Genomic DNA, 24,731 nt, shown 5'->3' with positions numbered 1-24,731 from the left:
ACGGCCGCATCGTCGACGAACTCCACCACCCCACCGCCGACACCGTCCTGGACCGCATGCGCCGCTTCGACGCCAAGGGCCGCACCAGCTAGAGCGTCCCGCTGGCCCCGGCGCCCCCGACCTTCGAGAACCCCAGGACTGACACCCCCTCATGTACCGCACCGCTTTGCGCAACGTGCTGGCCCACAAGGGCCGACTGCTCATGACGATGCTCGCCGTGCTGCTCGGCACCGCCTTCGTCGCCGGCACCATGGTCTTCTCCGACACCTTCGGCAACGCGCTCAGGACTCAGAACTCCAAGAGCTACACGGACATCGCCGTCACGGTCAGCGACCGCGACGCCGCCCGCCAGGCCTACGACCACACGGGCGAGGACTCCGAGGGCCCGGCCCTCACCGAGGAAATCCGCAAGGCGGTCGCGGCGCTGCCCGGCGCCGCCGAGGCGCGCGGCGTGGTCAGCGGCTTCGCCGGCATCGCCGACAAGAAGGGCGCGCTGATCGGCAACGGTTTCTCCACCACCGGCACCAACTACGTGCCGGGCGCCGACGGCACCGACCCGCGCTACCCGCTGGTCGACGGCCGCGGCCCGCACGGCTCGGGCGAGATCGCACTGGACACCAATACCGCCGAGAAGGGCGGCTACAAGGTCGGCGACACCGTCCGGGTCGCCGTCAACGGCCCGGTGATGGAGCTCAAGCTCACCGGCACCCTGACCACCAACGACCCGCGCGTGCTGGCCGGCGGCTCGCTGGCCGCCTTCGACACCGCCACCGCCCAGCAGCTCTACCTGAGCCCGGGCCGCTACGCCGAGCTGGACGTCAAGAGCAAGCCGGGCGCGGACGACACCGCGCTGCTCGCCGCCGTCAAGCAGACCGCCCCGCAGGGCGACTCGATCGAGGCGAAGACCGGGCGCGAGCTCGCCGCCGAGCAGGACCGGATGATCCAGCAGGGCACCAAGGTCCTGAGCACCTTCCTGATGGTCTTCGCCTTCATCTCACTGTTCGTCGGCATCTTCATCATCGCCAACACCTTCACCATGCTGGTCGCCCAACGCACCAAGGAACTCGCACTGCTGCGGGCGATCGGCGCCAGCCGCAGGCAGATCACCCGCTCCGTGCTGGTCGAGGCACTACTGGTCGGCCTGCTCGCCTCGGCGGCCGGGCTGCTCGCCGGCATCGGGATCGGCGCCGGAATGCAGTCGCTGGTCAGCGCGATGGACGACACCATGCCGCAGGGCTCGCTGGTGATCAAGCCGCTCACCATCGCGGTGACCCTGGCCGTCGGCGTCCTGGTGACGGTGCTGTCCGCCCTGCTGCCGGCCGTGCGCGCCGCCCGGATCGCCCCGGTGGCCGCGATGAGCTCGGTCGAGCAGCCGGCCACCCAGAAGAGTCTGCGGGTGCGCAACACGATCGGCCTGCTGTTCACGCTGGCCGGCGCGGGCGCCCTGGCCGCGGGCGCGGGCGGCAAGGAGTACAAGCTGGTCGGGCTCGGCGCGGGCACCCTGCTGATCGGCGTGTTCGTGCTGACCCCGCTGCTGGCCCGGCCGCTGATCGCGCTGTTCGCCCCGCTGCTGCGCAAGGTCTACGGCACGCCGGGCAAGCTGGCCCAGGAGAACGCGATCCGCAACCCGCGCCGGACGGCGGCCACCGCCTCGGCACTGACCATCGGCGTCACCCTGATCACCGCGCTGACCGTGGTCGGCGCCTCGGTGAACAAGGCCGTCGACGCGGCGACCGCGAACGACCTCAAGGCCGACTTCACGGTCGCCATGCAGAACGGCTCGAAGCTCTCCCCCGAGGTCGCCAGCCAGATCGCCAAGGCGCCCGGCGTCAGCGCCATGAGCGTGATGCGCGAAATCCGGGTGACGACCGACAAGGGCGACTCCGACTACGAGTTCCTGACGGGCGTCGACGCCGCGACCATCGGCCAGCTGGCCACCGTCAAGGTCAAGGACGGCTCGGCGGACGCCCTCAAGCAGGGCAAGCTGATGATGAGCTCGGGCACCGCCGAACGCCTCGGCTTCAAGGTCGGCGACACCATGGCCGTCACCTACCCGGACAAGACCAAGGGCTCGCTCACCGTCGGCGCCGTGCTGGAGGCCAACAGCGCGCTGGCCAACATCATCGCCCCGGACAACGTGGTGGGCCCGCACGCGCTGCCCGGCTCCGGCCCGGCGAAGGTCCTGGTGAAGGGCGCCAACGGCGCGGACGAGAAGCTGAAGCAGGCGCTGCGCGACGCGACCGGCGGCAACCCGCTGATCGCGGTCAAGGGCGAGAAGGACATCAAGGCGGAGAACCGTCAGCTGATCACCGGCATGCTGAACATGATGTACGGGCTGCTCGGGATGGCCGTGGTGATCGCGGTGCTCGGCGTGGTCAACACCATGGCGATGTCGGTGTTCGAGCGGCGCCGGGAGATCGGCATGCTGCGGGCGATCGGCCTGGACCGGATCGGCATCCGCCGGATGGTCCGGCTGGAGTCGCTGCTGATCGCGCTGTTCGGCGGCGCGGTCGGGATCGGGCTCGGGATCCTGGTGGCCTGGGCGGGCAACCGCACGATGGCCGACTCGTTCAAGAACATGACCACCGTGGTGCCGCCGCTGCAGATCGTCGGCTTCCTGGTCGCGGCCGCGGTGATCGGCCTGCTGGCCGCCCTCTGGCCGGCCCACCGGGCCGCCCGGATGGACATCCTGGGCGCGATCAAGAGCGAGTAGACGCCCCCCGCAAGCGCGCCGGAGCCCCGGACGGTCGAGGACCGTCCGGGGCTCCGGCGTATCCCGGTCCCACCGGGGTACGGCTGTCGGTGGTGCGTGCAAGGATGCTCGCGCGCACAGGGGCGAGGCGAAGGGGGCCAAGGCATGGAGACCAGCCGGTTCACGGGCGAGGACCCGCACGGGCACCAGCACGCGGTGAAGGTCGTCTCGGGGCGGAACAACACCCGGCGCGTGGTCTGCGAGAGCTGCGGCTACCGCAGGTCGGCGACGTTCGGTGCGCAGGCGAAGGCCTCCGAGCACCTGTCGCAGACGCACGACGCCGGGTACGTCCGACAGGAGTTCGCGCCGGGCCCGTGGATCGCCGCGGCCGTCGGGCTGGTCGCCTTCATCGTCTTCCTCTGCGTGTACGGGATATAGCGCCGCGTGCCCGTACGGGACATAGCGCCGCACACGACACCGCCCCGCCCGGCGGGGTGCCGGACGGGGCGGGGCGGTTCGCCGAACGGAGGGGTCAGGCGGCCGGCTTGGCGGCGACGGGCTTCGCCTTGCCGCCGAACAGGCCGAAGAACACGGCGAGGGTCGGCACCAGGTAGAGCAGCCAGACCACGAGCTGCAGCACGGTCGGGTCCGGCTGGAAGTTGAACACGCCCTTGAGCAGGGTGCCGTACCAGCTGTCCTTGGGAATGGTGCTGCTGATGTCGAAGGCCACGCTGTGCAGGCCCGGCAGCCAGCCGGCCTCCTGGAGGTCGTGCACGCCGTAGGCGAGCACGCCGGCCGCGACGACCACCAGCATCGCGCCGGTCCAGGTGAAGAACTTGGCCAGGTTGATCTTCAGCGCGCCGCGGTAGAACAGCCAGCCGAGCACCACCGAGGTGAGCAGGCCGAGCGCGGCGCCGATCAGCGGGTTGTAGCCGTCGTTGGTGGCCTGCACCGCCGACCAGATGAACAGCGCGGTCTCCAGGCCCTCGCGGCCGACCGCCAGGAAGCAGGTGACCACCAGGGCCGTGGTGCCCATGGCGATGGCCGCGTCCAGCTTGCCGTGCAGTTCGGTCTTCAGGTGCCGGGCGGTGCGGCGCATCCAGAACACCATCCAGGTGACCAGCCCGACCGAGATGATCGACAGCGAGCCGCCCAGCGCCTCCTGGGCCTCGAAGGTGAGCTGCGAGGAGCCGAACTGCAGCACGGCGCCGAAGACCATGCTGAGCACCACGGCGGATGCGACGCCGATCCACACCGGCGGCAGCTTGTCCCTGCGGCCGGTCTTGACCAGGTAGGCGATCAGGATGCAGACGACCAGGCTGGCTTCGAGGCCTTCGCGCAGGCCGATCAGGTAGTTGCCGAACACGGCACTCTCCTCGGGGGGTTGAACGGGGCGGGGGATCAGCCGAAGAGCGCTTGGCCCCACCACTCCCCGGGCTTGCGGACGCCCGCCGGGCAGGCGAAGTGGGCGGAACCGACGTGCTGGATGTACTCGTTGAGCTTGTCGCCGGCCGCGAGCCGCTGCTGGAGCGGCACGAAGGCCTTGCGGGTGTCGCGCTGGTAGGCGAGGAAGAACAGGCCGGCGTCCAGGCGGCCGAGGCCGTCGGTGCCGTCGGTGAAGGAGAAGCCGCGGCGCAGGATCATCAGGCCGTTGTTGGCGTCCGGGTGGGCCAGGGCGACGTGCGAGCCGGCGGGCATCGCCTTGAGGTCCGGCGCGTCGTGCTCCTTGGCCTTGCCGTAGGGGGCGCCCTCGCCCTTGGTGCGGCCGAAGGTGTCCTCCTGGTCCTTGAGCGAGGCGCGGTCCCAGGTCTCGATGTGCATCCGGATCCGCCGGGCGACCAGGTAGGAGCCGCCGGTCATCCACTCGGGGCCGTCGCCGGGGGCGGCCCAGACGTGCTCGGCCAGCCCGGCGCCGTCGGTGCCCGCGATGTTGTGGGTGCCGTCCTTGAAGCCGAGCAGGTTGCGCGGGGTCTGGGCGTCCGGGGTGGTGGAGGAGGTCTTGCCGAAGCCGAGCTGGGACCAGCGGATGTTCACGGTGCCCATGCCGATCCGGGCCAGGTTGCGGATCGCGTGCACGGCGACCTGCGGGTCGTCGGCGCAGGCCTGGACGCAGAGGTCGCCGCCGCTGCGCAGCGGGTCGAGCTTGTCGCCCTTGAAGTTCGGCAGGTCGATCAGGGCCTCGGGGCGCTTGGCGCGGAGGCCGAAGCGGTCGACGCCGTCCTGGTCGAACAGGGTGGGGCCGAAGCCGATGGTGAGGGTGAGCCGGGAGGCGGGCAGGCCGAGGGCCTCACCGGTGTCGTCCGGCGGCGCCTCGGGCAGGCCGTCGGCGGCGCCGGTGCCGACCTCGCGGCCACCGGTCATCGCGGCGGCGGCCTTGGTCCACTCCTTGAGCATCTTGACCAGCGACTCGCGGGTCGCCTTCTCGGAGACGTCGAAGGCGGCGAAGTGCAGGCGGTCCTGGACCGGGGTGGCGATGCCGGACTGGTTCTCGCCGTAGAAGGGCACCTCGGCGCCGGTCTGGGCGGCCGCCGCCGGGGCGGGGTCGTCCTGCCGGGTGGCGGCGGCGACCGAGCCGACGGCGGCGGCGCCGAGCGCGACGCCCGCGCCGGCCCAGCCGATCACGGCCCGTCGGCTGACGGCGCCCCCGGCGGCAGCGGCCGGGGCGTTCGCGGTGCCCTCGGGGTTCTCGGGGTTCTCGGTGCCCTTGGCGTTCTCGGCGTCCATCGGCGGGCGGATCCTTCTCTGTGCTGACTCGCCGATGCCGTGGCGGCCGCTTCGGGCCGCCACGGCGTCGGTGGGGTGGGGACGGTGCTCGGGTGGGGCCGCGGTCGTTACTTGACGACCACGGCGGCGGCCAGCTTCGACAGCGGCTCGCCCAGCGAGTTGACCGCGTCGGAGAAGGTCTTGCGCTCGGCCTCGGTGACCTTGTCGTAGGAGGTGAAGGTGCCGTCGGCCTGCTTGTACTTGGCGAGCAGGGCCTGGATCGCGGTGAACTCGGAGTCCAGGGTCTTGGCCAGCTCCGGGTCCTTCTCGGCGGCGACCGGCTTCAGCAGCTCGTAGGCCTTCTGCGCGCCCTCGACGTTGGCCTGGAAGTCGGCCAGGTCGGTGTGGCTGTAGCGGTCCTCCTCGCCGGTGATCTTGTTGGTGGCGACCTCGTCCAGCAGCTCCTTGGCGCCGTTGGCCATGCTGGTCGCGGTGATCTCGGCCTCGGGGATCTTCTTCTGCCAGTCCTTGAGGTCGTTGACCAGCTGGTCGGCGAGCTTCTTCTCGTCGTCGCCGATCTTGGCGTCGGCCCAGAGCGACTTCTCCAGCTTGTGCCAGCCGGTCCACTCCTGGCCGGCCTCCAGCTTGTCCTCGCGGGTGTCGGTCTTGGGGTCGACGTCGCCGAAGCTCTCGGCGACCGGCTCGGTGCGCTCCCAGCCGGTGCGCGACGGCGCGTACAGCGACTTGGCCTTCTCCACGTCGCCGGCCTTGATCGCGGCGGCGAAGGCCTCGACGGCCGGGATGGTGGCGTCGGCCTGCTGCTGGGCGTACGTGCGGTACGCGTCGACGGCGGCGGTCAGGCGCGGGTCGGCGGCGGCGGCACTGGCGCCCTCGCCGGTCACGGTGATCTTCTGGCGGATGCCGTCGCCGACCATGCCGGGCTTGCAGGCGATCTCGTAGGAGCCGGCCTTGATCTCGGCGTTGATGGTGGCCTTGGTGCCGGGGCCGATGTTCTCGCGCTCGGTGATGATCTTGTCGCCGGCGCCGTAGACGTAGACCTCGGTGGTCTTGGCGCCCTTGTTGCTGATGTCCAGGACGACGTGGCCGGCCGGGAAGCTGGTCTTGGAGACCTCGCAGGCGGTGTCGGTCGCGTTGATCTTGACCGCGTCCGCGCCGCCCGCCTTGTCGTCCTTCTTCGCCGCACAGCCCGCCAGGGCGGCGGTCGCCACGGCGAGGGTGAGCAGCGCGGCTGCGGTGGAACGGCGACGGGCGGACATGCGGGCTCCAACGGAAAAGGGCATGGGTGTGCCAGGGCGGGGCAGGGCTGAGCACCGGTGGGGGCGTCGAACCAGCGACAACCCCGCCTTAGCTAAGGCATACCTTACGTAAAAACTTTTTTACGTCCATACCCGCCCCCGTCGGAAGCGGGCCGACCGCCCAGCCTGCCCACGCCCCGACCGGGACCCGTCAGCGCCCCGGCGTACGCCGCGCGGCCGCCCGGGCCGTCCACCGGCCCTCGTGTCGGCTGATCCGGATCGGGTGGCCGAAGGTCACGCTGATCAGCTCGGTGGTCATCACCTCGTCCACCGGCCCGGCCGCCACGCACTCCCCGTCCCGCAGCAGCAGGGCGTGGGTGGTGCTCTCCGGCAGCTCCTCCAGGTGGTGGGTGACCAGCACACTGGCCAGCTCCGGGTGCTGGTGGCGCAGCAGGTCCAGACTGTCCAGCAGCAGCTCGCGGGCGGTCAGGTCCAGCCCGGTGGCGGGCTCGTCGAGCAGCAGCAGGCGGGGGCTCGGCATCAGCGCGCGGGCGATCAGGGCCCGGCCGCGCTCGCCCTGGGACAGGGTGGTCCACGCCGACTCGGCGATCGCGCCCATGCCGAGCGTCTCGATCAGCTGCTCGGCCCGCTCCAGCACCTCGGGGCCGGGCTTGCGGTGCAACTCCGGCTCGATGGTGTTGGTGTGCCCGGTGAGCACCACCTCGCGCACGCTCAGCGGCGAGCGCAGCGGGTGCCGGGGGTTGACGTGTCCGAGGTGGGCGCGCAGCTCGCGGATGTCCACCCGGCCGAGCCGGCGGCCGAGCACGTCCACCTCGCCCCGGGTGGGGTGGGAGACCGCGCCGAGCAGGGCGAGCAGGGTCGACTTCCCGGCGCCGTTGGGGCCGAGCAGCGCCCAGTGCTCGCCCGGCTCGATGGCGAGGGTGATCCCGCGCAGCAGGTGGCGGCCGTCACGTACGACGTCCACGTCCTGGGTGCGCAGCAGCGGGCCGTCGAAGGACGGGACGGACGAGCTCATGGGGGCGGACCTCCGAGGTGCGGCGCCGGACAGGGCGCGGGCGAAGCGCCGTACCGGACGGGCCGGCGCCGACCGTCTGCGTGCAGAGTACAACCGTCACCGCACGCGGGTCCGGGCCGTCCGAGGAGTGGACGCTCCAGAACCCTGTCACCCTGCGGGAGTTGGGAGGATGATCTGGGCATTCGGAGGGGACGAGGGGAGCGCCGATGCCGACCGACGGGGAAGCGGCCGAGGACCGGGCGGCCGACACGCTGCACGGGCTGGTCGAACTGCGGGCCGGGCAGGCACCGCAGGCGGTGGCCGTCCGCTGCGGCGATGCCGAGCTGACGTACGGGGAACTGGACGCGCGGGCCGACGCCCTGGCCCGCCACCTGGCGGCGCGCGGCCTGGCCCCCGGCGGCCGGGCGGCGGTGGCCCTGGGCCGCGGCACGCAGGTGTACGTCGCGCTGCTCGCGGTGCTGAAGGCGGGCGCCGCGTACGTGCCGCTGGAGCCGAGCGCGCCGGACGCGCTGCTGCGGCACGTCCTGACCGACGCCGCCCCGGACCTGGTGGTGACCGAGGAGAGCCACCGGGTGCGGCTCGCCGACGCGGGCCCGGCGCGGATCGTCTGCCTGGACACGGCCGACCTCACCGAAGAGCCGTCCGACCCACCGGGGGCACCCGCCGGCCCGACGGACCTCGCCTGCGTCCTCTACACCTCGGGCTCCACCGGCCTGCCCGCCGGGGCCCTGGTCGAGCACCGCAACCTGCTGTCCGCGTACCGGGGTTGGCACGAGGTGTACGGGCTGTCCCCGGCGGACCGGATCCTGCAGACGTCGAGCCTGGAGTTCGACGTCTTCACCGCCGACTGGGTCCGCGCGCTGGGCTCCGGCGCCACCCTGGTGGTCGCCCCGCGCAACCTCACCCTGGACCGCCGGCGGTGACGGCCGCTCGGCGCTGACGACCTGCGCTGACGACCTGCGCTGACGACCGGTCAGCGCAGCGCCTCGAACATCCCGGCCAGCCCGTGGTGCGCGGCCGTGAGCAGCGCCTGCGCGGCGTCCAGCGCCTCGGTGCTCGGCCCGGCGAGAGCGAGGCCGACGGCGGGCTCCGGGTCGTGGCCCGCCGTCGGGATCAACGGCAGGAGGGTGACGTCGAGCCGGGCGCAGCGCGGCCGCAGCCGGTCGAGGTGGTCATGCAGCGCGCCCGGGGCGAGCCGGGCGCCGAGCGGCATCGCGTCCAGGGTGCGGACGAGGTGGCCCGGGCCCCGCACCTGGTCGAGGCGGGCCCGCAGCATGAAGGCCACGGCCGGGCCGGTGAGCCGCAGGTTGATCTCGGTGGGGGCGAGCCGGCGCTGCCGGTCGGTGACGAAGTCCACGTCGTACCAGCCCCGGTAGCCCTCGGCGGCCAGCCGCTCCCCCACCGCGAGGGCGAACCGGCGGGCCGTCCCGGCGGCGCCCCGGGGCACCGCGTCGGGGCCGACGGTGACGCCCTGGTAGCGGGTGCCGGCGACGCGCATGTCGCCGGCGCCCACCGGGTGCACGGCTCCGTCGGGGCCGACCAGCGCGTCGTAGGTGAGGTCGCGCAGCCGGGCGGCCGGGCCCGGGTCGACGTGCTCCTCCAGCAGCAGGCCGCCCCGGGCGGGCAGGAGTTCGGAGCGGACCAGGCGCCGCAGCAGGGCCCGGCCGCCGCCGGCGGCGAACAGGTCGGCCGGCTCCACCACGACGGTGCCGTAGCCGCCGACGCCGTGCGGACTCTTCAGCACGGTGGTCAGCCCCCGGGCGGCGCGGGCGGTCAGCCGGCGGGCCGCCCGGCCCCGGCCGTCCGGGCGTTCCTGCCGGGGGACGACGACGCCCGGGTGGTCGGGGGCGAGTTCGGCGAACAGGTCGTGGGCCGCCGCCTTGGACTCGTAGCGGTGCACCGCGGCCAGTTCGGGGCCCTCGCCCTGGGCGGCGGTGCGGCCCCAGGTGACCACCGGTCGACCGAGGGCGGCGATCCGCGCGGCCAGGGCCGGCCGTTCGGCGAGCGCCCGGGCGACCGTCCGCTCGGGCGCGACGCCGCCGTGCACCTCGACCGGGCCCCACTCCAGCTCCCGGGCCAGCCAGTCGGTCCACTCCGGGCCGACCTCGGCGGGCAGCACCAGCAGTGCCGGTTCGGGGCTGTAGCAGGTGGCCAGGCAGGCGTAGTGGTGTGCCTGCCGCAGCCGTCGGGCGCGCTGGGCGGCGTCCATGCCCGGGGCGAAGAACTGCTCGTTGAAGTCCGCGACGTTGCCCACGTGGACAGCCGCCCGACCGCCGGTCCAGGCCCCCACCCATCCGTCCATGGGGGCGAGCCTAGGGCCTCGTCAGGTCGTGCGTCATGCGTCGGAACGCGATCGGCCATATGCGGCACGGGTGTTGATTTCTGCTCACTTTTGATTTGAACAGGACACAACTTGGCAAAGATATGACCATTCCTCTAGCTCTACCTGACTGATCGCCGTCAATGTCGGTCGCAGCTCTTTTCCCTGCAGCTACCCCGACTGGAGTCCGAGTGAGCCCCACCTCCTCCTCCCGCCGCCCCCTCGCGGCCGGAGCCATCGCGGTCGTCGCCGCCCTCGTCGCCGTCGCCGTCCCCACCGGCACGGCCTCCGCCGCCCCCGGCATGCGCGAGGCCGCGATATCCCAGGCCCGCGCCAACGTCACCCACAACGCGGGGGTGTTCGGCTTCGGCGCCGGCCAGGACCTCGTGGTCAAGGACGTCGTCCTCGACGCCGACGGCACCCAGCACGTCCGCTTCGACCGCACCTACCAGGGCCTGCCGGTGGTCGGCGGTGACCTGGTCGTCCACCAGGACGCCCGCGGCCGGCTCAAGGACTCCTCCCGCGCGGCCGCCCACGACGCCGCCGTCGGGTCCACCGTCCCGAAGGTGCCCGCGCAGGCCGGCGCCTCCGCCGCGCTCACGGCCGCCCCCGGCGTCCAGGACGCCACCAGCACGCCCGAACTGGTCGTCTGGGCCGCCGACGGCACGCCCCGGCTCGCCTGGCGCACCACCGTCGAGGGCACCGGCGAGCACGGCCAGCCGGCCGGCAAGGTGGTCGTCACCGACGCCACCACCGGCGAGCAGATCGAGACCTACGACGCCGAGCACCAGGCCTCCGGCACCGGCCACTCCGAGTACACCGGCGACATCACGATCGACACCACCGCCCAGAGCGGCGGCGGCTACACCCTCAAGGACTCGGTCCGCGGCCACGTCACCAAGGACGCCAACAACGTCGCGGCGAGCGCGCTCAAGGCCGGCTCCGGCACCGCGTTCACCAGCACCACCAACGTCTGGGGCGACGGGAAGAAGTTCTCCACCGACCGCTCCACCGCCGCCGTCGACGCCCACGCCAACACCGCCTGGACGTACGACTACTACAAGAACACCTTCGGCCGGAACGGCATCAAGAACGACGGCAAGGGCGCCACCGTCTTCGTCCACGTCGGCACCAACTGGGACAACGCCCAGTGGTCCGACAGCTGCTTCTGCATGATGACCGGCGACGGCGACGGCAGCACCGACCCCGAGCAGGTCGACCTCGACACCATGGGCCACGAGATGACCCACGGCGTCACCAGCGCCACCGCCAACCTGCGCTACAGCGGCGAGTCCGGCGGCCTCAACGAGTCCACCAGCGACATCTTCGGCACCATGGTGGAGTGGTACGCCAACAACAAGGTGGACACCCCCGACTACCTGTTCAGCGACCAGTCCACCCCGCCGTGGCTGCGCCGCTTCGACAAGCCCTCGCTCGACGGCCGGTCGGCGGACTGCTGGAGCAGCTCGGTCGGCAAGCTCGACGTGCACAACTCCTCGGGCGTCGGCAACCACTGGTTCTACCTGGCCAGCGAGGGCAGCGGCAGCAAGACCATCAACGGCTACACCTACAACAGCCCCACCTGCAACAACTCCACGGTGGCCGGCATCGGCAACCAGAAGGTCGCCAAGATCTGGTACCGCGCGCTGACCGTCTACATGACCTCCACCACCACCTACAAGGGCGCCCGCACCGCCTCCCTGAGCGCGGCCAAGGACCTGTACGGCCTCAACAGCACCGAGTACAAGGCCGTCGCGGCGGCCTGGAGCGGCGTCAACGTCAACTGACGCGCACGGTCCGGCGCGGCGGCCCAGGCGACCTGGGCCGCCGCGCCCCCGGACCTCGCGCCCCCGGACCCCGCTCAGCCGGACGGGGCGGGGGCGGTGCCGGTCAGCAGGGCCTCGCGGACGAGTTGGACGGGGTGCCAGGCGTGGCGCTCCGTCCCGTGGAAGATCTGCTGGCGGCAGGACGCGCCGGTGGCGACGATCACGGTGTCCTCGGGTTCGGCGTTGACGGCGGGGAAGAGCCGGTCGTTCCCCACCGTCATGGACACCTCGTAGTGCTCGCTCTCGAAACCGAAGGAGCCCGCCATCCCGCAGCAGCCGGCGTCCAGTTCGACCACCTCGACGCCGGGGATCCGGTTCAGCAGGGCGATGGTGGCGGCCGTACCGACCTCGGCCTTCTGGTGGCAGTGGCCGTGGTAGAGCAGTCGGCGACCGGCCGGCCAGGCCTCGGGGCTCAGGCGGAGGCGTCCGGCGTCGATCGCCTCGGTGAGCAGTTCCTCCACCTGCCGGACCCGGCCCGCGAGATCCTTGACCACCGGGTCGTCCGGGTGCAGGGCCAGGTGCTCGTCCCGCAGCGTCATCAGGCAGGACGGCTCGCAGCCGGTGACCGGTGAGTCCGGGGCCGCCGTCGCGGCGATGGCCCGGGCGAAGTCGGCCGACTGCCGCTTGGCGTCGTCCAGCAGTCCCTTGGACAGGCTCGCGCGACCGCAGCAGCCCTGCGCCGCCAGCCGGACCCGCCAGCCGGCCAGTTCCAGCAGTTCGACGGCGGCGCGGCCGATGGCCGGCTCGGTGAAGGTGGTGAAGGAGTCGGCCAGGAAGGTCACCTCACCGAGGGGGGCCGACGGGGCCGCGCCCTCGTGCTGCCGGAACCACCGCAGCAGGTTGTCCCGCGCGAAGGCCGGCAGCGGCCTGGCAGCGGTGATCCCCAACCTCCGTTCCAGCAGTCGGCGGACGAGCCGGCTGCGCCCCGGGAGGTTGGAGAGCGGCGCGGTGGCCGAGCCGAGCCGGTTGAGCAGGCGGATGGCGCCGAACACCCGGGATCTGAGCGGCACCCCGTGCAGGTCGTGGTGGTGGGAGAGGGTTTCGGCCTTGAGCGTGGCCATGTCGACGCCGAGCGGGCACTCGCTCTTGCACGCCTTGCACATCAGGCAGAGGTCGAGGATCCCGTGCAGGCGCTCGTCTCCCAGCGCCTGCCGGGGGTCCGGCTCGGAGAGCGCCTTCACCAGGGCGTTGGCGCGGCCGCGGGTGGAGTGCTCCTCCTCCCGGGTGGCCATGTAGGAGGGGCACATCGTGCCGGTGGCGCTCTTGCGGCACAGCCCGATGTTCATGCACCGGTCGGCCGCCCCGCGCATGCCGCCGAGGACCTCGAAGGCGAGCCGGGTGCGCAGTTCGGGCGCGGGCGGCAGGGCCCGGTCCCGCAGGTGGTCCGTCATCGCGGGGGCGTCGACGATCTTGCCGGGATTGAAGAGGTTCCGGGGGTCGAAGAGCCGCTTCGTACCGCGCATCGCCTCGTAGAGGTCCCGCCCGAAGAGCAGCGGATTGAACTCGCTGCGGGCCAGGCCGTCGCCGTGCTCGCTGGAGTTGACACCGCCGTACTCGGTGACCAGGTCCCGGATCTCCTCCGCGACCGCCCGCATGGTCGTCACCTGGGCGGGGTCGGTCAGGTCCACGAAGGGGCGGATGTGCAGGCAGCCGACCGAGCAGTGCCCGTAGAAGCCGGCCGACAGGCCGTGCCGGTCCAGCACCTCCTGGAAGCGGCGGGTGTAGTCGACGAGGTGGACCGGGTCGACGGCGGTGTCCTCGACGAAGGCGAGCGGACGGCGGGTGCCCTCGCCGGCGGCCATCAGCAGGCCCAGGCCGGCCGAGCGGACCTTGAGCAGGGCCTCCTGCTGCTTCGCGGTCACCGCGTGCAGGGTGTGGTAGCCGTGGCCGTGCCGGGCCCACCGGGCGGTGAGCCGCTGGAGCCGGCCGCGCAGTTCGCCCTCGTCGTCCCCGCTGAAGCTGACGAACAGCAGCGCCCCGGGATCGCCGGCCAGGATGCCGCCGAGCGGGGCGTACTCGATCTTCCGCCGGGAGAGTTCGAGGATCGTCCGGTCCATCAGCTCCACCGCGGCGGGTTCGCAGGCGAGGGCGTCCGCGGTCGCGTCGACGGCCCCGGCGACGGAGGTGAAGTGGCCGACGGCGATGACCGTGTGCGCGGGCCTGGGCACCAGGTCGACCAGGGCCCTGGTGGCGATGACGAGGGTGCCCTCCGAGCCGACGACGAACTTCGCGAGGTCGAAGGGGGCGTCCTCCGCGCCCTCGGCGCCCTCGGCGCCCTCGCGGACGAGCCGTTCCAGGCGGTACCCGCCGGAGCGGCGCCAGAACTCCGGTGTTCCCTCGGCGATGGCCCGGGCGTTGGCCCGGACGATCCGCGGGAGTTCGCGGTAGACGGCACCTTCGAGGGTCGGCAGGGCGGCCCGCCGGCGGTGCTCCGCCGCGTCGACCGGGGCGAGGTGGGCCCGACTGGCGTCGGAGAGCACGACGTCGAGCTCCCGGACGTGGTCGATGGTCATCCCGTGGCGCAGCGACCCGCTGCCGCCCGAGTTGTTGCCGATCATGCCACCGATGGTGGCCCGGTTGGCGGTGGAGGTGTCGGGGCCGAACACCAGGCCCGACGGCGCCGCCGCGCGGTTCAGTTGGGCCTGGACGACGCCGGGTTCCACCAGGGCGGTACGGGCCTCGGGGTCCAGTTCCACGATGCGGTTCAGATGGCGGGACAGGTCCAGGACCAGCCCGGGCCCCACGGTCTGCCCCGCCAGGCTGGTGCCCGCGCCGCGCGGCACCAGCGGTACGCCGTGTTCGGCCGCCGCGGCGACCGCGGCCTGGACGTCGTCGGCGTGCCGGGGCAGGACCACGCCGACCGGGGTGATCGCGTACATGCTCGCGTCCCGGGAGTACAGGTGCCGGGTGTAGTCGTCGAAGCGGACCTCGCCGTCGAGGTCGCGGCGGAGCCGGTGCTCCAGCGCGCGGGTGTCGCCGTGGCGGGTGCCGCTCTCGGGTCGGGCGGCGCGCTCGGGGCCGCGGCCGGCCGTCGAGGCGTCGGAACTGCTCGCTGTCATGTCCGGTTGACTCCTGTGTCTGGGGGTGCCGGGGCGTTCACGGGCGACGGAGCACGTCGAGCGCCGCACCGAGGCCGGCCGGGTCGATCGGCACCCCGGCGAGTTCCAGGCCCAGCTGCACCCCGGCGAGGGTGCCGATGAGGGTCAGGTCGTTGAGGTGGCCGAGGTGGCCGATCCGGAAGACCCAGCCGGCGAGCCTGCCCAGACCGGCGCCGAGCGACATGTCGAAGCGCTCCAGGACGAGTTCGCGGAACCGGTCGGCGTCGTGGCCCTCCGGCAGCAGGACCGCGGTGAGCGAGCCGGAGTACTCGCGTTCGTCCGCGCACAGGACCTCCAGGCCCCAGCCGTGGACGGCGGCCCGGGTGGCGGCGGCGTGCCGGGCGTGCCGGGCGTGGACGTTGTCGTGGCCCTCGGCGTCGAGGATCCGCAGGGCCTCGTCCAGGCCGTAGAGCAGGTTGATGGCGGGGGTGTAGGGGAAGGCACCGTTCCGGTTCGCCTCGATGACCGGCGCCCAGCTCCAGAACGACTTGGGCAGCCCGGCGGTGCGCGAAGCGACCAGCGCCTTGCGGCTGACCGCGTTGAACCCCAGCCCGGGCGGCAGCATCAGGCCCTTCTGCGAGCCGGACACCGTGACGTCGACGCCCCACTCGTCGTGGCGGTAGTCGAGGCAGCCGAGCGAGGACACCGCGTCGACCAGCAGCAGCGCCGGGTGGCCCGCCTCGTCCAGGGCCCGGCGCAGTTCCGCGATCCGGCTGGTCACGCCGGTGGAGGTCTCGTTGTGGACGACGCACACCGCCTTGATCGTCCGGTCGGCGTCCTCGGCGAGTCGCTGCGCGAGCACCTCGGGATCGGCACCGTGGCGCCAGTCCCCGGGGACCAGATCCACCTGGAGGCCGAGGTCCTGGGCCATCTCCCGCCAGAGCGCGGCGAACTGTCCGGTCTCGAAGCAGAGCACCCGGTCGCCGGGGCTGAGGGTGTTGACCAGGGCGGCCTCCCAGGCGCCGGTCCCCGAGGCGGGGTAGATCACGACCGGGCCCGAGGTGCCGAACACCGGCCCGATCGACTTGAGCAGACGCAGCGTCAGTGCCGCGAACTCGGGCCCCCGGTGGTCGGTCGTGGGCGCCGCGATCGCCCGCAGCACGGGGTCGGGGACGTTGGTGGGGCCCGGGATCTGGAGGAAGTGGCGGCCGGTACGGAAGGACATACGCGTCGAACCCCCTTAAGGGTTGTGCCGTCTGACGGCACGTCGTATCGTGGAGCGGCATAGTGGAGCGTAGGCGCCACCTTCGAAGGGGGTCAAGGATGCAGAACGTGCTCAACGCGCTGCGGGTACTGGAGGAGGTCGCCGCGCGCCAGCCGATCGGCGTCGCGGAGCTGGCGCGGGCCATGGACCTACCGAAGAGCTCCGTGCAGCGGGCGCTGCTCACCCTGCACACGGCGGGGTGGCTGCGCCAGGCCGGCGGGGCACCCACGCGGTGGCTGGTGACCGCCAAGGCGCTGCAGGTCGGCCGGCAGGCCACCGGTGAACTGGGCCTGCGCGACGCCGCCGTGCCGGTGATGGAGGAACTGCGCCGGCAGACCGGCGAAACGGTCCACCTGGCCGTGCCGGAGGGCGGCCGGGTGATCCTGGTGGAGCGGCTGGAGACCAGCCAGCCGGTGCGGATCGTCCTTCCGCTCGGGCAGGACCTGCCCGCCCACGCCTCCGCCAACGGCAAGGCGGTGCTCGCCGCGAGCCCCGCCGAGGCGCTGGAGAGCTATCTCGCCGAGGGGCTGGCCCGGTACACCGACACGACGATCGTCGAACCACGGCGGCTGCTGGACGAGTTGGCGGAGGTCCGGCGCCGGGGCTACGCGACCAACAGCGGCGAGTGGCGCTCCGACGTCTCAGCGGTCGCCGCGGCGGTCATCGGGGGCCTCGGGCTGCCGGTAGCGAGCATCAGCGTCAACGTCCCCGCCAGCCGGGCCACCGACGAGTCGCGGGCGGAGCACGGAGCCCTGGTCAACGCGGCGGCGAAGCGGCTCGGCGTCGTGCTCGGAGCGCGCGGGTGACGGCGAACTCGGCCTCCCCGAAGCTTTTCTGACGATGCGTCAGGATCGGCACTCCCGATCCGGAGCCCGCACCCCGCCCCCTTGACGGCGGTATCGGCGCATCCCATGCTTGGCGCCTGATGGAACTCGGGTTCCATGATGCGAAAATGTGCGTGCGCCGATCGTCCGTACCCGGGTGGATCGAGCGTTCTCGCCGTCGCGGTCATCGCCGACTGGAGAAAGCGAGACCCACCCGTGTATCGCCAAGTCCCAGACCCGCTCGGACACCCCGCTCTCGCCGCCCTGCTCGCGGCGACCCCCCTCCTCGTCCTCCTGGTCCTGCTCGGCCTGGTGCGACTGAAGTCGCACTGGGCCGCCCTCGCCGGGCTCGCCACCGCCTTCCTGATCGCCACCGCCGGCTACGGCATGCCGCTCGGCCAGGCCGCCGACGGCGCACTGGAGGGAGCCGCCTTCGGACTGTTCCCGATCGTGTGGATCATCCTCGGCGCGGTGTGGATCAACCGCCTCCAACGCGCCTCCGGACACTTCGACGTCATCGGAAGGACCTTCTCGTCCCTCTCCGGCGACATCCGGATCCAGGCCGTGCTGATCGCCTTCTGCTTCGGGGCGATGATCGAGTCCCTCTCGGGATTCGGCACCCCCATCGCGGTCACCTCGCTCATCCTGCTCGGCCTGGGACTGGACCCCCTGAAGGCCGCCGCCGTCGCGGCCTTCGCCAACACGGCGCCGGCGGCCTTCGGTTCGGTGGGAAACCCGATCCAGACCCTGGCCAAGGTCACCTCCCTCCCCGGGGCCGACCTCGGCGCCATGGTCGGCCGCCAGTCCGCCGTCATCGCGGCCCTGGTGCCGTTCGTCCTGCTGCTCCTCCTCGACGGACGCCGGGGGCTCCGGGAGGTGTGGCCGGTGGCCCTGGCCGCCGGAACCGGCTTCGCCGTCGGCCAGTTCCTCTGCTCGAACTACCTCACCTACCAACTCACCGACCTGGTGGCCTCGCTCACCTCGCTCGCCTCGGTCATCGTGCTGCTCAGGATCCGGGCGCGACGGCACGGCCCCGCCGCCGAAACGCGGCCCCGCGTGGAGCGCGCCCCCCGCCGGGACACCCTGCTGGCCTTCCTCCCGTACGCGATCATCACCGCGCTGTTCGCCCTGGTGTCCTACGGCGGGCCCGTCGCCGGCTTCGTGAAGGACCAGGACGTCTCCTTCCCCTGGCCCGGGCTCCACGTGACCAGCCCGAGCGGCCGACCCGTGGCGGTCACCACCTTCGACTTCGGCTGGCTCGGCGCGGCCGGGACCCTGCTCCTCGCCACCGGCGTCCTGACCGCGCTCATCCTGCGGGTGCCGGTACGGCGGGCACTGCGCTGTTACCTGGACGCGCTGCACCAGATCCGCTGGGCGGCCCTGACCATCGCCTGCGTCCTCGCCCTCTCCTACCTGATGAACCTCTCCGGGATGGCCGTCTCCATCGGCACCTGGCTGGCGGGCCTCGGCGGTGCCTTCGCCCTGTTCTCCGGCTTCACCGGCTGGTTCGGCGTGGCCCTCACCGGATCCGACACCTCCTCCAACGCGCTCTTCGGTGCGATGCAGGTCTCCGCCGCCCAGCACATCGGACTGTCCCCCCTCCTGGCCGCCGCGACCACCAGCACCGGCGGCGTCCAGGGCAAGGCCGTCGCGATGCAGAACCTGGTCATCGCCGCCAGCGCGGTCGGGACGTACGGGCGGGAGGGGGAGGTCCTCCGCAAGATCATCGGCTGGAGCCTGGCCGTCCTGGCCGTCCTCTGCCTCCTCGCCTGGCTCCAGTCCACCCCGGTCCTCGGCTGGATGGTGCCGTGAACGAGTCGCCGCCGCGCCGACCGGGCCGGTCGGCGCGGTGGCCCGGCTCGGCGGATCGGCCCAGGCCAGGGGTCAGCCCAGGCCAGGGGTCAGCCCAGGCCAGGGGTCAGCCCAGCCAGGGGTCAGCCCAGCCAGGGGTCAGCCCAGGCGGCGGATCGGCTCGCCGGCCAGGTAGGCCGCGATGTCCTCGACCGCCTCGCCGTAGTAGCGGCGGTAGTTGTCGCGCGACACGTACCCCAGGTGCGGGGTGGCCAGCAGCCGGGGCGCGGTGCGCAGCGGGTGCTCGGCGGGCAGCGGCTCGACGTCGAAGACGTCCACGGCGGCGCCCGCGATCCGGCCCCCGGTGAGCGCGGCCAGCAGCGCGTCCTGGTCGACGATCGCCGCCCGGGAGGTGTTCACCAGGTACGCCTCGGGCTTCATCAGCGCGAGTTCGGCCTCGCCGAGCAGCCCCCGGGTGCGCTCGCCCAGGGCGAGGTGGATCGAGACGAAGTCGGCGCCGCTCAACAGCTCCTCCTTGCCGGCGGCCCGGCGCACGCCGACCTCGGCGGCCCGCTCGTCCGTGAGGTTCTGGCTCCAGGCCAGCACGTCCATGCCGAAGGCCAGTCCGACCCGGGCGACCAGGCCGCCGATCCTCCCCAGGCCCAGCAGCCCGAGCACCCGCCCGTGCAGGTCGGCGCCGACGGTGCTCTGCCAGGGACCGCCCTCGCGCAGCACCGTGCTCTCCGGCACGATGCCGCGGGCCAGGCCGAGCAGCAGCGCCCAGGTCAGCTCGACCGGCGGGGTGGAGGAGCTGGCCGTCCCGCAGACCGTCACGCCGTGCGCCTCGGCGGCCGCGTAGTCGATCACCGAGTTCCGCATGCCCGAGGCGACCAGCAGCCTGAGCCTCGGCAGCCGGGCGAACAGCGAGGCCGGGAACGGCACCCGCTCGCGCAGGGTCACGACGAAGTCGAAGTCGGCCAGCGCCGCGGCGAGTTCGTCCTCCGACCCGAAGTGCTCGGAGAAGGCGGTCACCGCCACCCGGTCGGAGACCGGCGACCAGTCGACGATGCTGGTGGCGACGCCCTGGAAGTCGTCGAGGACGGCGCACCGAAGAGTCCGAAGTGTCATGCCCGCACTCTCCCAGACGCCGACCGGCGCCCGGCGTGCCAGGCCCGGTCCGAGCCGCGGGTCTGCGAGCTTGGCCCCGGGGGTGGACCACCGGCACCGGAGCACGGGGAGGCGCGCGATGGCCAAGCCCCGTCACGCCACGGCGGGCTGCCCGGTCGGCCTGGCCCTCGTCCCGGCGGCGAGCGCCAGGCCGAGCAGGCAGCCCGCCACCAGACCGGCGCCGTGGTTGTTCCGCAGCGCGCACAGGAACAGACCGGCCGCGGGGATGAGCAGCAGGTACCAGGTGCCCTTGAAAGTGAGGCCCAGGGTGTTCCCGCGCAGCAGGCAGGTGACGGCCAGGGCGCCGAGCAGGCCGCAGACGGCCACGGAGTCGCCGCCGCCGCGCGGCGACCAGCCGGCCAGGCTCACCACGTGGGCGAGGACGCCGCTGACGAGGAAGACGGCCAGGGTCCGCCACCACCCGAGGACCGACTCGGCGACGGCGCCGACCACGAGCAGGGCCGGCAGGTTCATCGCGATCTGCGTGATCCCGGAGGACTGCACCAGCAGGGCCGTCCCGGCCCGCCACCACTGCCCGTCGGACAGCGCTCCCGGCTGCCGCATCAGATCCTCGACCAGGGCGGGCACCGCGTACTGGAGCACGGCCATCACCGCCATCACCGCGAACAGTGTGAGGGTGGCCCGGGGCCGGCGCGCCAGGGCGCCCCGGACCACGGCGAGCACCTCGCCCGGCCCGGCGCCCGCCGGGGCTCCTGCTCCCGGGCCGGCTGCGGAGCCGACTCCCTGACCGACGTTGGAGCCGGCCAGTACCAGCGCCTGAAGTCCCACGCTGACCACCACGGCGGCGCTCGCGTACAACCCGATCTCGTGCGGCGACATCGCCGACCCCCGTTCACCCGACCCTGGGCGCTCCCGCCCCGTCGACGCGCCCCATCATCCCGGTCGGGCGGGGCCCCGGACCAGGGAGGGTGATCATGGACTCGGCATGACGGTTGTCACAGTCCCGCCAGGTCCGCCGTCATCTCCGCCCCCGTGGATTCCCCGGGGATTCACACATTCCCGAATCGCTGGCGGTCGGGGCAGTGCAGTGGCGATCATGACGGCATGACCTCCGACACCACCCCCGCCGCCGTCACCGCTGCCGCCGTCACCGCTGCCGCCTCCGGCAGTTGGACGCTCGGCGACCGCACCGTCCACCGGATCGGCCTCGGCACGATGCGCCTGCCGCAGACCGGCCGGGCGCTCGTCCCCGACGCCGTACCGCGCGACCGCGAGCAGGCCGTCCGGGTGCTGCGGCGCGCCGTCGAACTGGGCGTCAACCACCTCGACACCGCCGCCTTCTACTTCTCCCCACTGCGCTCCGCCAACGAGCTGATCAACCGGGCGCTCGCGCCGTACGCCGACGACCTGGTGATCGCCACCAAGGTCGGCCCGGGCCGCGGGCTCGACGGCGAGTGGGTGGAGCACGCCCGCACCCCGGAGCGGCTGCGCGGCCAGGTCGAGGAGAACCTGCGCCAACTCGGCCGCGACCACCTCGACCTGGTGAACCTGCGGATCGTCGGCACCGACTCGATCGCCGAACGCTTCGGCGCCCTCGCCGAGTTGCGGCAGGCCGGGCTGATCCGCCACCTCGGCCTCTCCAACATCCACCCGCACCAGCTCGCCGAGGCACAGGCCGTGGCGCCCGTCGTGTGCGTGCAGAACCCGTACGGCATCGGCGCCTCGCCCGAACAGGACGCCGTGCTGCGGCTCTGCGGCGAGCAGGGCATCGCCTTCGTCCCGTTCTACGCGATCGCCGGAGCCGGGCGGGAGTCCGGCACGGGCGGAGCCGAACCCGCCCAGGTCCGGGCGGTGGCGCAGGCGCGCGGGGTCGGCCCGGCCCAGGTCCGCCTCGCCTGGACGCTCCACCAGGGCCCGCACGTCCTGGCCATCCCCGGCACCGGCGACCTGGCGCACCTGGAGGACAACATCGCCGCCGGGGCGCTGCGCCTCTCCCCGGAGGAGTTGGCACTGCTCCAGGAGGCGCACACGGGCTGATCCGGAACCGGGCAGGGCCGCGACGGCGTCGATCCGGGACGAGCCCAGGATCACCGGCGAGCACGAGAGCACGCACGCCGACACGAACGAAGGAGTCCCGGAGCATGGCCGAGTCCGCCACCCGCTACCTCTACCTGACCCGCCACGGCGAGGCCGCGCCCGACGGCAGCGGGCTCACGGCCGACGGACGCCGACAGGCCGTCCTGCTCGGACGGCGGCTGGCGGACCGCCCCATCGCAGCCGTGCACCACGGACCGCTGCCCCGGGCCGCGCAGAGCGCCCGGCTGATCGCCGAGCAGTTGGGCGGCGGGCGGCCGGGCAACGAGCCGTTGGGCGGCGGCTGGCAGGCCGGCGCGGTCCCGACGGTCTGCGAGGAGGCCGGCGACTACGTGCCGTACGTCCCGGAGCGGCACGAACTGCCCGCCGACAGCGCCGACTACCTGCTGGACTTCCTCGCGCAGTCCACGGCGGAGGAGCGCGCCCGCGGCCCGGAGCTGGCGCGCCGGGCCGTCCAGCGGTTCACCGGTCCGGTGGCGGGCGGCGAGGACCGGCACGAACTGGTCGTCACCCACGCGTTCCTGATCGGCTGGCTGGTCCGGCACGCCCTCAGCGCCCCTGCCTGGCGCTGGCTCGGCCTCAACTCCTGCAACGCGGCGCTGACCGTCATCCGCTACACACCCGGCCGCCCCTCCTACGTGCTGCTCCACAACGACATGCGCCACCTGCCCGACGAACTGTGCTGGACCGGCTTCCCGTCCGAGGCCCGGTGCTGAGGCCCGGTACTGAGGCCAGGCGCTGAGGCCCGTCGACAGGAATATGCAGACCGGTCTATTGTTTTCCGCATGGGAGTCAAGGGTGAGGAAACCCGGGCCCGGCTGATCGCCGGCACCCGGACGCTGATCGAGGCACAGGGCTACTTCGGGACCGGCCTCAACCAGATCGTGGCCGCGACGGGCGCACCGCGCGGCTCGCTCTACTTCCACTTCCCCGAGGGCAAGGACCAACTGGTCGCCGCCTCCCTCGTCCAGGCCGGACAGGAGGTCGAGGACCTGCTCGCCGCGCTGGCCGCCGAGGGCGCCGACAGCGGAGCGCTCACCGAGCGGCTCACCGAGGTCTTCGCCGAGCGACTGGCGGGCTCCGACTACACCAAGGGCTGCCCGATCGCGACCGTCGCCCTGGAGGTCGCCGGCACCAACGAGCCGCTGCGCGCCGTCTGCGCGGAAGTGTACGAGAGCTGGCAGCGCGTGCTGGCCGGCCGGCTGGAGGCCGAGGGCTTCCAGCCGGCCGAGGCCGCGACGGCGGCCGGGCAGGCACTGGCGCTGATGGAGGGCGCGGTCCTGCTCGCGTCGGTCCGGCGCAGCCGCGAGCCGCTGGACCACGCGCTGCACGCCGTCCGCCACCTGCTCGGCGCCAAGCCGGCCGCCCGCACCGCGTAGGGCGTCGCGGGCGGAGCCGCCGCCGACCGGTGCGCGGCTCCGCCCCTTCCGACCCTCCCGATTCCTTGTGCCCGAATCTCCCGTGCCCGAAGTCTCCTCGCGCCCAATAAATATGCAGACCGGTCTACAGATTCCAGCTTCAGGAGTTGCCCCATGCCGCCCCTCCCGCCATCGCCCCGCACCCTCGTCCTCGGCGCCACCGGCTTCCTCGGCCGCTGGCTCGTCCTCGAACTCCTCACCCGCGGCGAGCCCGTGGCCGCCGCCGTGCGCGGCGTCGGCCGCGACACCGAACTACGCCGCTGGCTGCGCACCCACGGCGCCGACGACACCGCGCTGACCACCGTCGCCGCCGACCTCACCCATCCCGGCCTCGGCCTCTCCCCCGAGGACGACGCCCGGCTCACCGAGGTCCGCGACGTCCACAACCTCGCCGCCCGCTACCAGTTCGGCCTCACCCGCGCCCAGGCCGAACCCGCCAACGTCCACGGCGCCCTGCACGCCCTCCACTGGTCCGCCACCCGGCCCCGGCTGCGCCGCCTGGTCCACCTCTCCGGCTACCGCGTCGGCCGCGACCCGCAGCCGCTGTACCCGCCCAGTCCCCGCGCCACCACCGCCGCCTACGCGTGCCTCGGCGCGTACGAGGCCTCCAAGCTGCTCGGCGACGCCGCCGTCCGGGTCACCGCACCCCGACTCGGCGTCCCGCTCACCACCGTCAACCCCAGCAGCGTCATCGGCCACTCGCGGACCGGCGAGGCCGGCCAGTACCTCGGCCTGGCCCAGCTCGTCCGCCAGTTGCACCGCGGCCGCCTGCCGCTGCTGCCCGGCACCCGCCGCACCTTCCTGCCCGTGGTCACCGTCGACCACCTGGCCCGCTTCCTCGCCGCCGTCCCCGCGCACGACAGCGCCACCACCCCCGCGCCCGACGGCTCCGCCCTGATGGCCCACACCGTCCTCGACCCCGCCACCCCCGTGCTCCCGGACCTGATCGCGCTCATCGCCGCCCACCTCGGCGTCCGCCCGCCCCGCGGCCTGGTCCCCGTCGCCATCGTCCGCCGCCTCCCCCGCGCCCTCACCGGCGCCGACCCGGAGACCCTCGGCTTCCTCTCCGAGGACCGCTACGACACCACCTCCGCCGACCGCCTCGCCACCGCCGCCGGCCTCGTCCACCCGCCCCTCGCCCCGGCCCTCCGGCGCTGGGCCGACCGGCTGGTCGCCGAGGACTTCGGCGCCCCGTCCCGGTGAACCACGGCGCGCCGTGCGGGTCCATGACGAGCGCGGAGCGGCCCGGCTGGCCGGTCGGCCGGCCAGCCGGTGGCGAACTGCCGCTGTCAGCCTTGGGGTGAGACTCCATCCGGAAGGCGCCCGTGAGCAGGATCCACC

General features: G+C 73.2%; 19 protein-coding genes and 1 pseudogene. 11 read left to right on the top strand and 9 right to left on the bottom strand.

Going from position 1 to position 24,731, the window contains the following annotated elements; all coding sequences use genetic code 11:
- From AB0P03_RS19630 to AB0P03_RS19620, 3 genes and pseudogenes are all read left to right on the top strand, one after another.
- Nucleotides 1–92, top strand: a pseudogene (locus tag AB0P03_RS19630) (ABC transporter ATP-binding protein); the annotation flags it as partial.
- Between the two features lie 59 nt (nucleotides 93–151).
- Entirely contained in the window at nucleotides 152–2,713 is a 2,562-nt protein-coding gene (locus AB0P03_RS19625) for an FtsX-like permease family protein (RefSeq protein WP_363629895.1), read from the top strand.
- 144 nt (nucleotides 2,714–2,857) lie between these two features.
- On the top strand, nucleotides 2,858–3,130 hold the full coding sequence (locus AB0P03_RS19620) for a hypothetical protein (RefSeq protein ID WP_363629893.1): 273 nt from the start codon (nucleotides 2,858–2,860) through the stop codon (nucleotides 3,128–3,130).
- Between the two features lie 94 nt (nucleotides 3,131–3,224).
- Here the strand turns inward: AB0P03_RS19620 and efeU are convergent, their stop codons facing one another.
- From efeU to AB0P03_RS19600, 4 genes are all read right to left on the bottom strand, one after another.
- Nucleotides 3,225–4,058 (bottom strand): iron uptake transporter permease EfeU, encoded by an 834-nt coding sequence (gene efeU / locus AB0P03_RS19615; RefSeq protein WP_363629891.1) that lies wholly within the window; start codon nucleotides 4,056–4,058, stop codon nucleotides 3,225–3,227.
- 35 nt (nucleotides 4,059–4,093) lie between these two features.
- On the bottom strand, nucleotides 4,094–5,416 hold the full coding sequence (gene efeB / locus AB0P03_RS19610; RefSeq protein ID WP_363589518.1) for an iron uptake transporter deferrochelatase/peroxidase subunit: 1,323 nt from the start codon (nucleotides 5,414–5,416) through the stop codon (nucleotides 4,094–4,096).
- Between the two features lie 107 nt (nucleotides 5,417–5,523).
- On the bottom strand, nucleotides 5,524–6,672 hold the full coding sequence (gene efeO, locus AB0P03_RS19605; RefSeq protein ID WP_363629889.1) for an iron uptake system protein EfeO: 1,149 nt from the start codon (nucleotides 6,670–6,672) through the stop codon (nucleotides 5,524–5,526).
- A gap of 190 nt (nucleotides 6,673–6,862) precedes the next feature.
- Nucleotides 6,863–7,687, bottom strand: coding sequence for an ATP-binding cassette domain-containing protein (locus tag AB0P03_RS19600; protein WP_363589514.1), 825 nt, complete (start codon nucleotides 7,685–7,687; stop codon nucleotides 6,863–6,865).
- Between the two features lie 206 nt (nucleotides 7,688–7,893).
- On the opposite strand from AB0P03_RS19600, the gene AB0P03_RS19595 reads away from it, so the two are divergent.
- On the top strand, nucleotides 7,894–8,610 hold the full coding sequence (locus tag AB0P03_RS19595; protein ID WP_363589512.1) for an AMP-binding protein: 717 nt from the start codon (nucleotides 7,894–7,896) through the stop codon (nucleotides 8,608–8,610).
- 50 nt (nucleotides 8,611–8,660) lie between these two features.
- On the opposite strand, the gene AB0P03_RS19590 is transcribed toward AB0P03_RS19595, so the two are convergent.
- Nucleotides 8,661–9,989 (bottom strand): hypothetical protein, encoded by a 1,329-nt coding sequence (locus tag AB0P03_RS19590; RefSeq protein WP_363629887.1) that lies wholly within the window; start codon nucleotides 9,987–9,989, stop codon nucleotides 8,661–8,663.
- Between the two features lie 209 nt (nucleotides 9,990–10,198).
- Here AB0P03_RS19590 and AB0P03_RS19585 point away from each other — a divergent pair, with 209 nt between their 5' ends.
- On the top strand, nucleotides 10,199–11,794 hold the full coding sequence (locus tag AB0P03_RS19585; protein WP_363589508.1) for a M4 family metallopeptidase: 1,596 nt from the start codon (nucleotides 10,199–10,201) through the stop codon (nucleotides 11,792–11,794).
- Nucleotides 11,795–11,868: 74 nt separating this feature from the next.
- Here the strand turns inward: AB0P03_RS19585 and AB0P03_RS19580 are convergent, their stop codons facing one another.
- Nucleotides 11,869–14,892: an FAD-linked oxidase C-terminal domain-containing protein gene (locus AB0P03_RS19580; protein ID WP_363584858.1), complete on the bottom strand. Its 3,024-nt coding sequence runs from the start codon at nucleotides 14,890–14,892 to the stop codon at nucleotides 11,869–11,871.
- Between the two features lie 37 nt (nucleotides 14,893–14,929).
- On the bottom strand, nucleotides 14,930–16,096 hold the full coding sequence (locus tag AB0P03_RS19575; protein ID WP_363584856.1) for an aminotransferase class V-fold PLP-dependent enzyme: 1,167 nt from the start codon (nucleotides 16,094–16,096) through the stop codon (nucleotides 14,930–14,932).
- A 98-nt stretch (nucleotides 16,097–16,194) separates the two neighbouring features.
- On the opposite strand from AB0P03_RS19575, the gene AB0P03_RS19570 reads away from it, so the two are divergent.
- Together AB0P03_RS19570 and AB0P03_RS19565 are read left to right on the top strand one after the other, a co-directional pair.
- Nucleotides 16,195–16,941, top strand: coding sequence for an IclR family transcriptional regulator (locus tag AB0P03_RS19570; RefSeq protein ID WP_363584854.1), 747 nt, complete (start codon nucleotides 16,195–16,197; stop codon nucleotides 16,939–16,941).
- A 234-nt stretch (nucleotides 16,942–17,175) separates the two neighbouring features.
- Nucleotides 17,176–18,771, top strand: coding sequence for an L-lactate permease (locus AB0P03_RS19565; RefSeq protein WP_363629885.1), 1,596 nt, complete (start codon nucleotides 17,176–17,178; stop codon nucleotides 18,769–18,771).
- A 138-nt stretch (nucleotides 18,772–18,909) separates the two neighbouring features.
- On the opposite strand, the gene AB0P03_RS19560 is transcribed toward AB0P03_RS19565, so the two are convergent.
- Together AB0P03_RS19560 and AB0P03_RS19555 are read right to left on the bottom strand one after the other, a co-directional pair.
- On the bottom strand, nucleotides 18,910–19,878 hold the full coding sequence (locus AB0P03_RS19560; RefSeq protein ID WP_363584850.1) for a D-2-hydroxyacid dehydrogenase family protein: 969 nt from the start codon (nucleotides 19,876–19,878) through the stop codon (nucleotides 18,910–18,912).
- A gap of 132 nt (nucleotides 19,879–20,010) precedes the next feature.
- Nucleotides 20,011–20,757, bottom strand: a complete 747-nt coding sequence (locus AB0P03_RS19555) for a rhomboid family intramembrane serine protease (RefSeq protein WP_363584848.1) — start codon at nucleotides 20,755–20,757, stop codon at nucleotides 20,011–20,013.
- A gap of 225 nt (nucleotides 20,758–20,982) precedes the next feature.
- Here AB0P03_RS19555 and AB0P03_RS19550 point away from each other — a divergent pair, with 225 nt between their 5' ends.
- From AB0P03_RS19550 to AB0P03_RS19535, 4 genes are all read left to right on the top strand, one after another.
- Nucleotides 20,983–21,915, top strand: a complete 933-nt coding sequence (locus AB0P03_RS19550) for an aldo/keto reductase (RefSeq protein ID WP_363584846.1) — start codon at nucleotides 20,983–20,985, stop codon at nucleotides 21,913–21,915.
- 104 nt (nucleotides 21,916–22,019) lie between these two features.
- Nucleotides 22,020–22,688 carry a histidine phosphatase family protein gene (locus AB0P03_RS19545; protein ID WP_363584844.1) on the top strand — a complete coding sequence of 223 codons (669 nt, stop codon included), beginning with the start codon at nucleotides 22,020–22,022 and terminating at the stop codon, nucleotides 22,686–22,688.
- Nucleotides 22,689–22,757: 69 nt separating this feature from the next.
- The gene (locus tag AB0P03_RS19540; protein ID WP_363584842.1) at nucleotides 22,758–23,351 is read left to right on the top strand and encodes a TetR/AcrR family transcriptional regulator; all 594 of its coding nucleotides are present in this window, start codon (nucleotides 22,758–22,760) and stop codon (nucleotides 23,349–23,351) included.
- A gap of 153 nt (nucleotides 23,352–23,504) precedes the next feature.
- Nucleotides 23,505–24,593 (top strand): SDR family oxidoreductase, encoded by a 1,089-nt coding sequence (locus AB0P03_RS19535; RefSeq protein WP_363629883.1) that lies wholly within the window; start codon nucleotides 23,505–23,507, stop codon nucleotides 24,591–24,593.
- The last annotated feature ends 138 nt before the right edge of the window (nucleotides 24,594–24,731 follow it).

The sequence above is a fragment of the Kitasatospora sp. NPDC088779 genome (assembly GCF_040685395.1).
In the GTDB taxonomy this organism is placed as follows: domain Bacteria; phylum Actinomycetota; class Actinomycetes; order Streptomycetales; family Streptomycetaceae; genus Kitasatospora.
This window is presented reverse-complemented; position numbering and strand designations above follow the sequence as displayed.

Bases quoted from the DNA above. Each gene is read 5' to 3' on its own strand.
- AB0P03_RS19555 (WP_363584848.1), bottom strand. From the start codon at position 20,757: ATGTCGCCGCACGAGATCGGGTTGTACGCGAGCGCCGCCGTGGTGGTC.
- AB0P03_RS19580 (WP_363584858.1), bottom strand. From the start codon at position 14,892: ATGACAGCGAGCAGTTCCGACGCCTCGACGGCCGGCCGCGGCCCCGAG.
- AB0P03_RS19575 (WP_363584856.1), bottom strand. From the start codon at position 16,096: ATGTCCTTCCGTACCGGCCGCCACTTCCTCCAGATCCCGGGCCCCACC.
- efeO (WP_363629889.1), bottom strand. From the start codon at position 6,672: ATGTCCGCCCGTCGCCGTTCCACCGCAGCCGCGCTGCTCACCCTCGCC.
- AB0P03_RS19540 (WP_363584842.1), top strand. From the start codon at position 22,758: ATGGGAGTCAAGGGTGAGGAAACCCGGGCCCGGCTGATCGCCGGCACC.
- AB0P03_RS19560 (WP_363584850.1), bottom strand. From the start codon at position 19,878: ATGACACTTCGGACTCTTCGGTGCGCCGTCCTCGACGACTTCCAGGGC.
- AB0P03_RS19595 (WP_363589512.1), top strand. From the start codon at position 7,894: ATGCCGACCGACGGGGAAGCGGCCGAGGACCGGGCGGCCGACACGCTG.
- AB0P03_RS19570 (WP_363584854.1), top strand. From the start codon at position 16,195: ATGCAGAACGTGCTCAACGCGCTGCGGGTACTGGAGGAGGTCGCCGCG.
- AB0P03_RS19550 (WP_363584846.1), top strand. From the start codon at position 20,983: ATGACCTCCGACACCACCCCCGCCGCCGTCACCGCTGCCGCCGTCACC.
- AB0P03_RS19625 (WP_363629895.1), top strand. From the start codon at position 152: ATGTACCGCACCGCTTTGCGCAACGTGCTGGCCCACAAGGGCCGACTG.
- AB0P03_RS19590 (WP_363629887.1), bottom strand. From the start codon at position 9,989: ATGGACGGATGGGTGGGGGCCTGGACCGGCGGTCGGGCGGCTGTCCAC.
- efeB (WP_363589518.1), bottom strand. From the start codon at position 5,416: ATGGACGCCGAGAACGCCAAGGGCACCGAGAACCCCGAGAACCCCGAG.
- AB0P03_RS19620 (WP_363629893.1), top strand. From the start codon at position 2,858: ATGGAGACCAGCCGGTTCACGGGCGAGGACCCGCACGGGCACCAGCAC.
- AB0P03_RS19545 (WP_363584844.1), top strand. From the start codon at position 22,020: ATGGCCGAGTCCGCCACCCGCTACCTCTACCTGACCCGCCACGGCGAG.
- AB0P03_RS19535 (WP_363629883.1), top strand. From the start codon at position 23,505: ATGCCGCCCCTCCCGCCATCGCCCCGCACCCTCGTCCTCGGCGCCACC.
- AB0P03_RS19600 (WP_363589514.1), bottom strand. From the start codon at position 7,687: ATGAGCTCGTCCGTCCCGTCCTTCGACGGCCCGCTGCTGCGCACCCAG.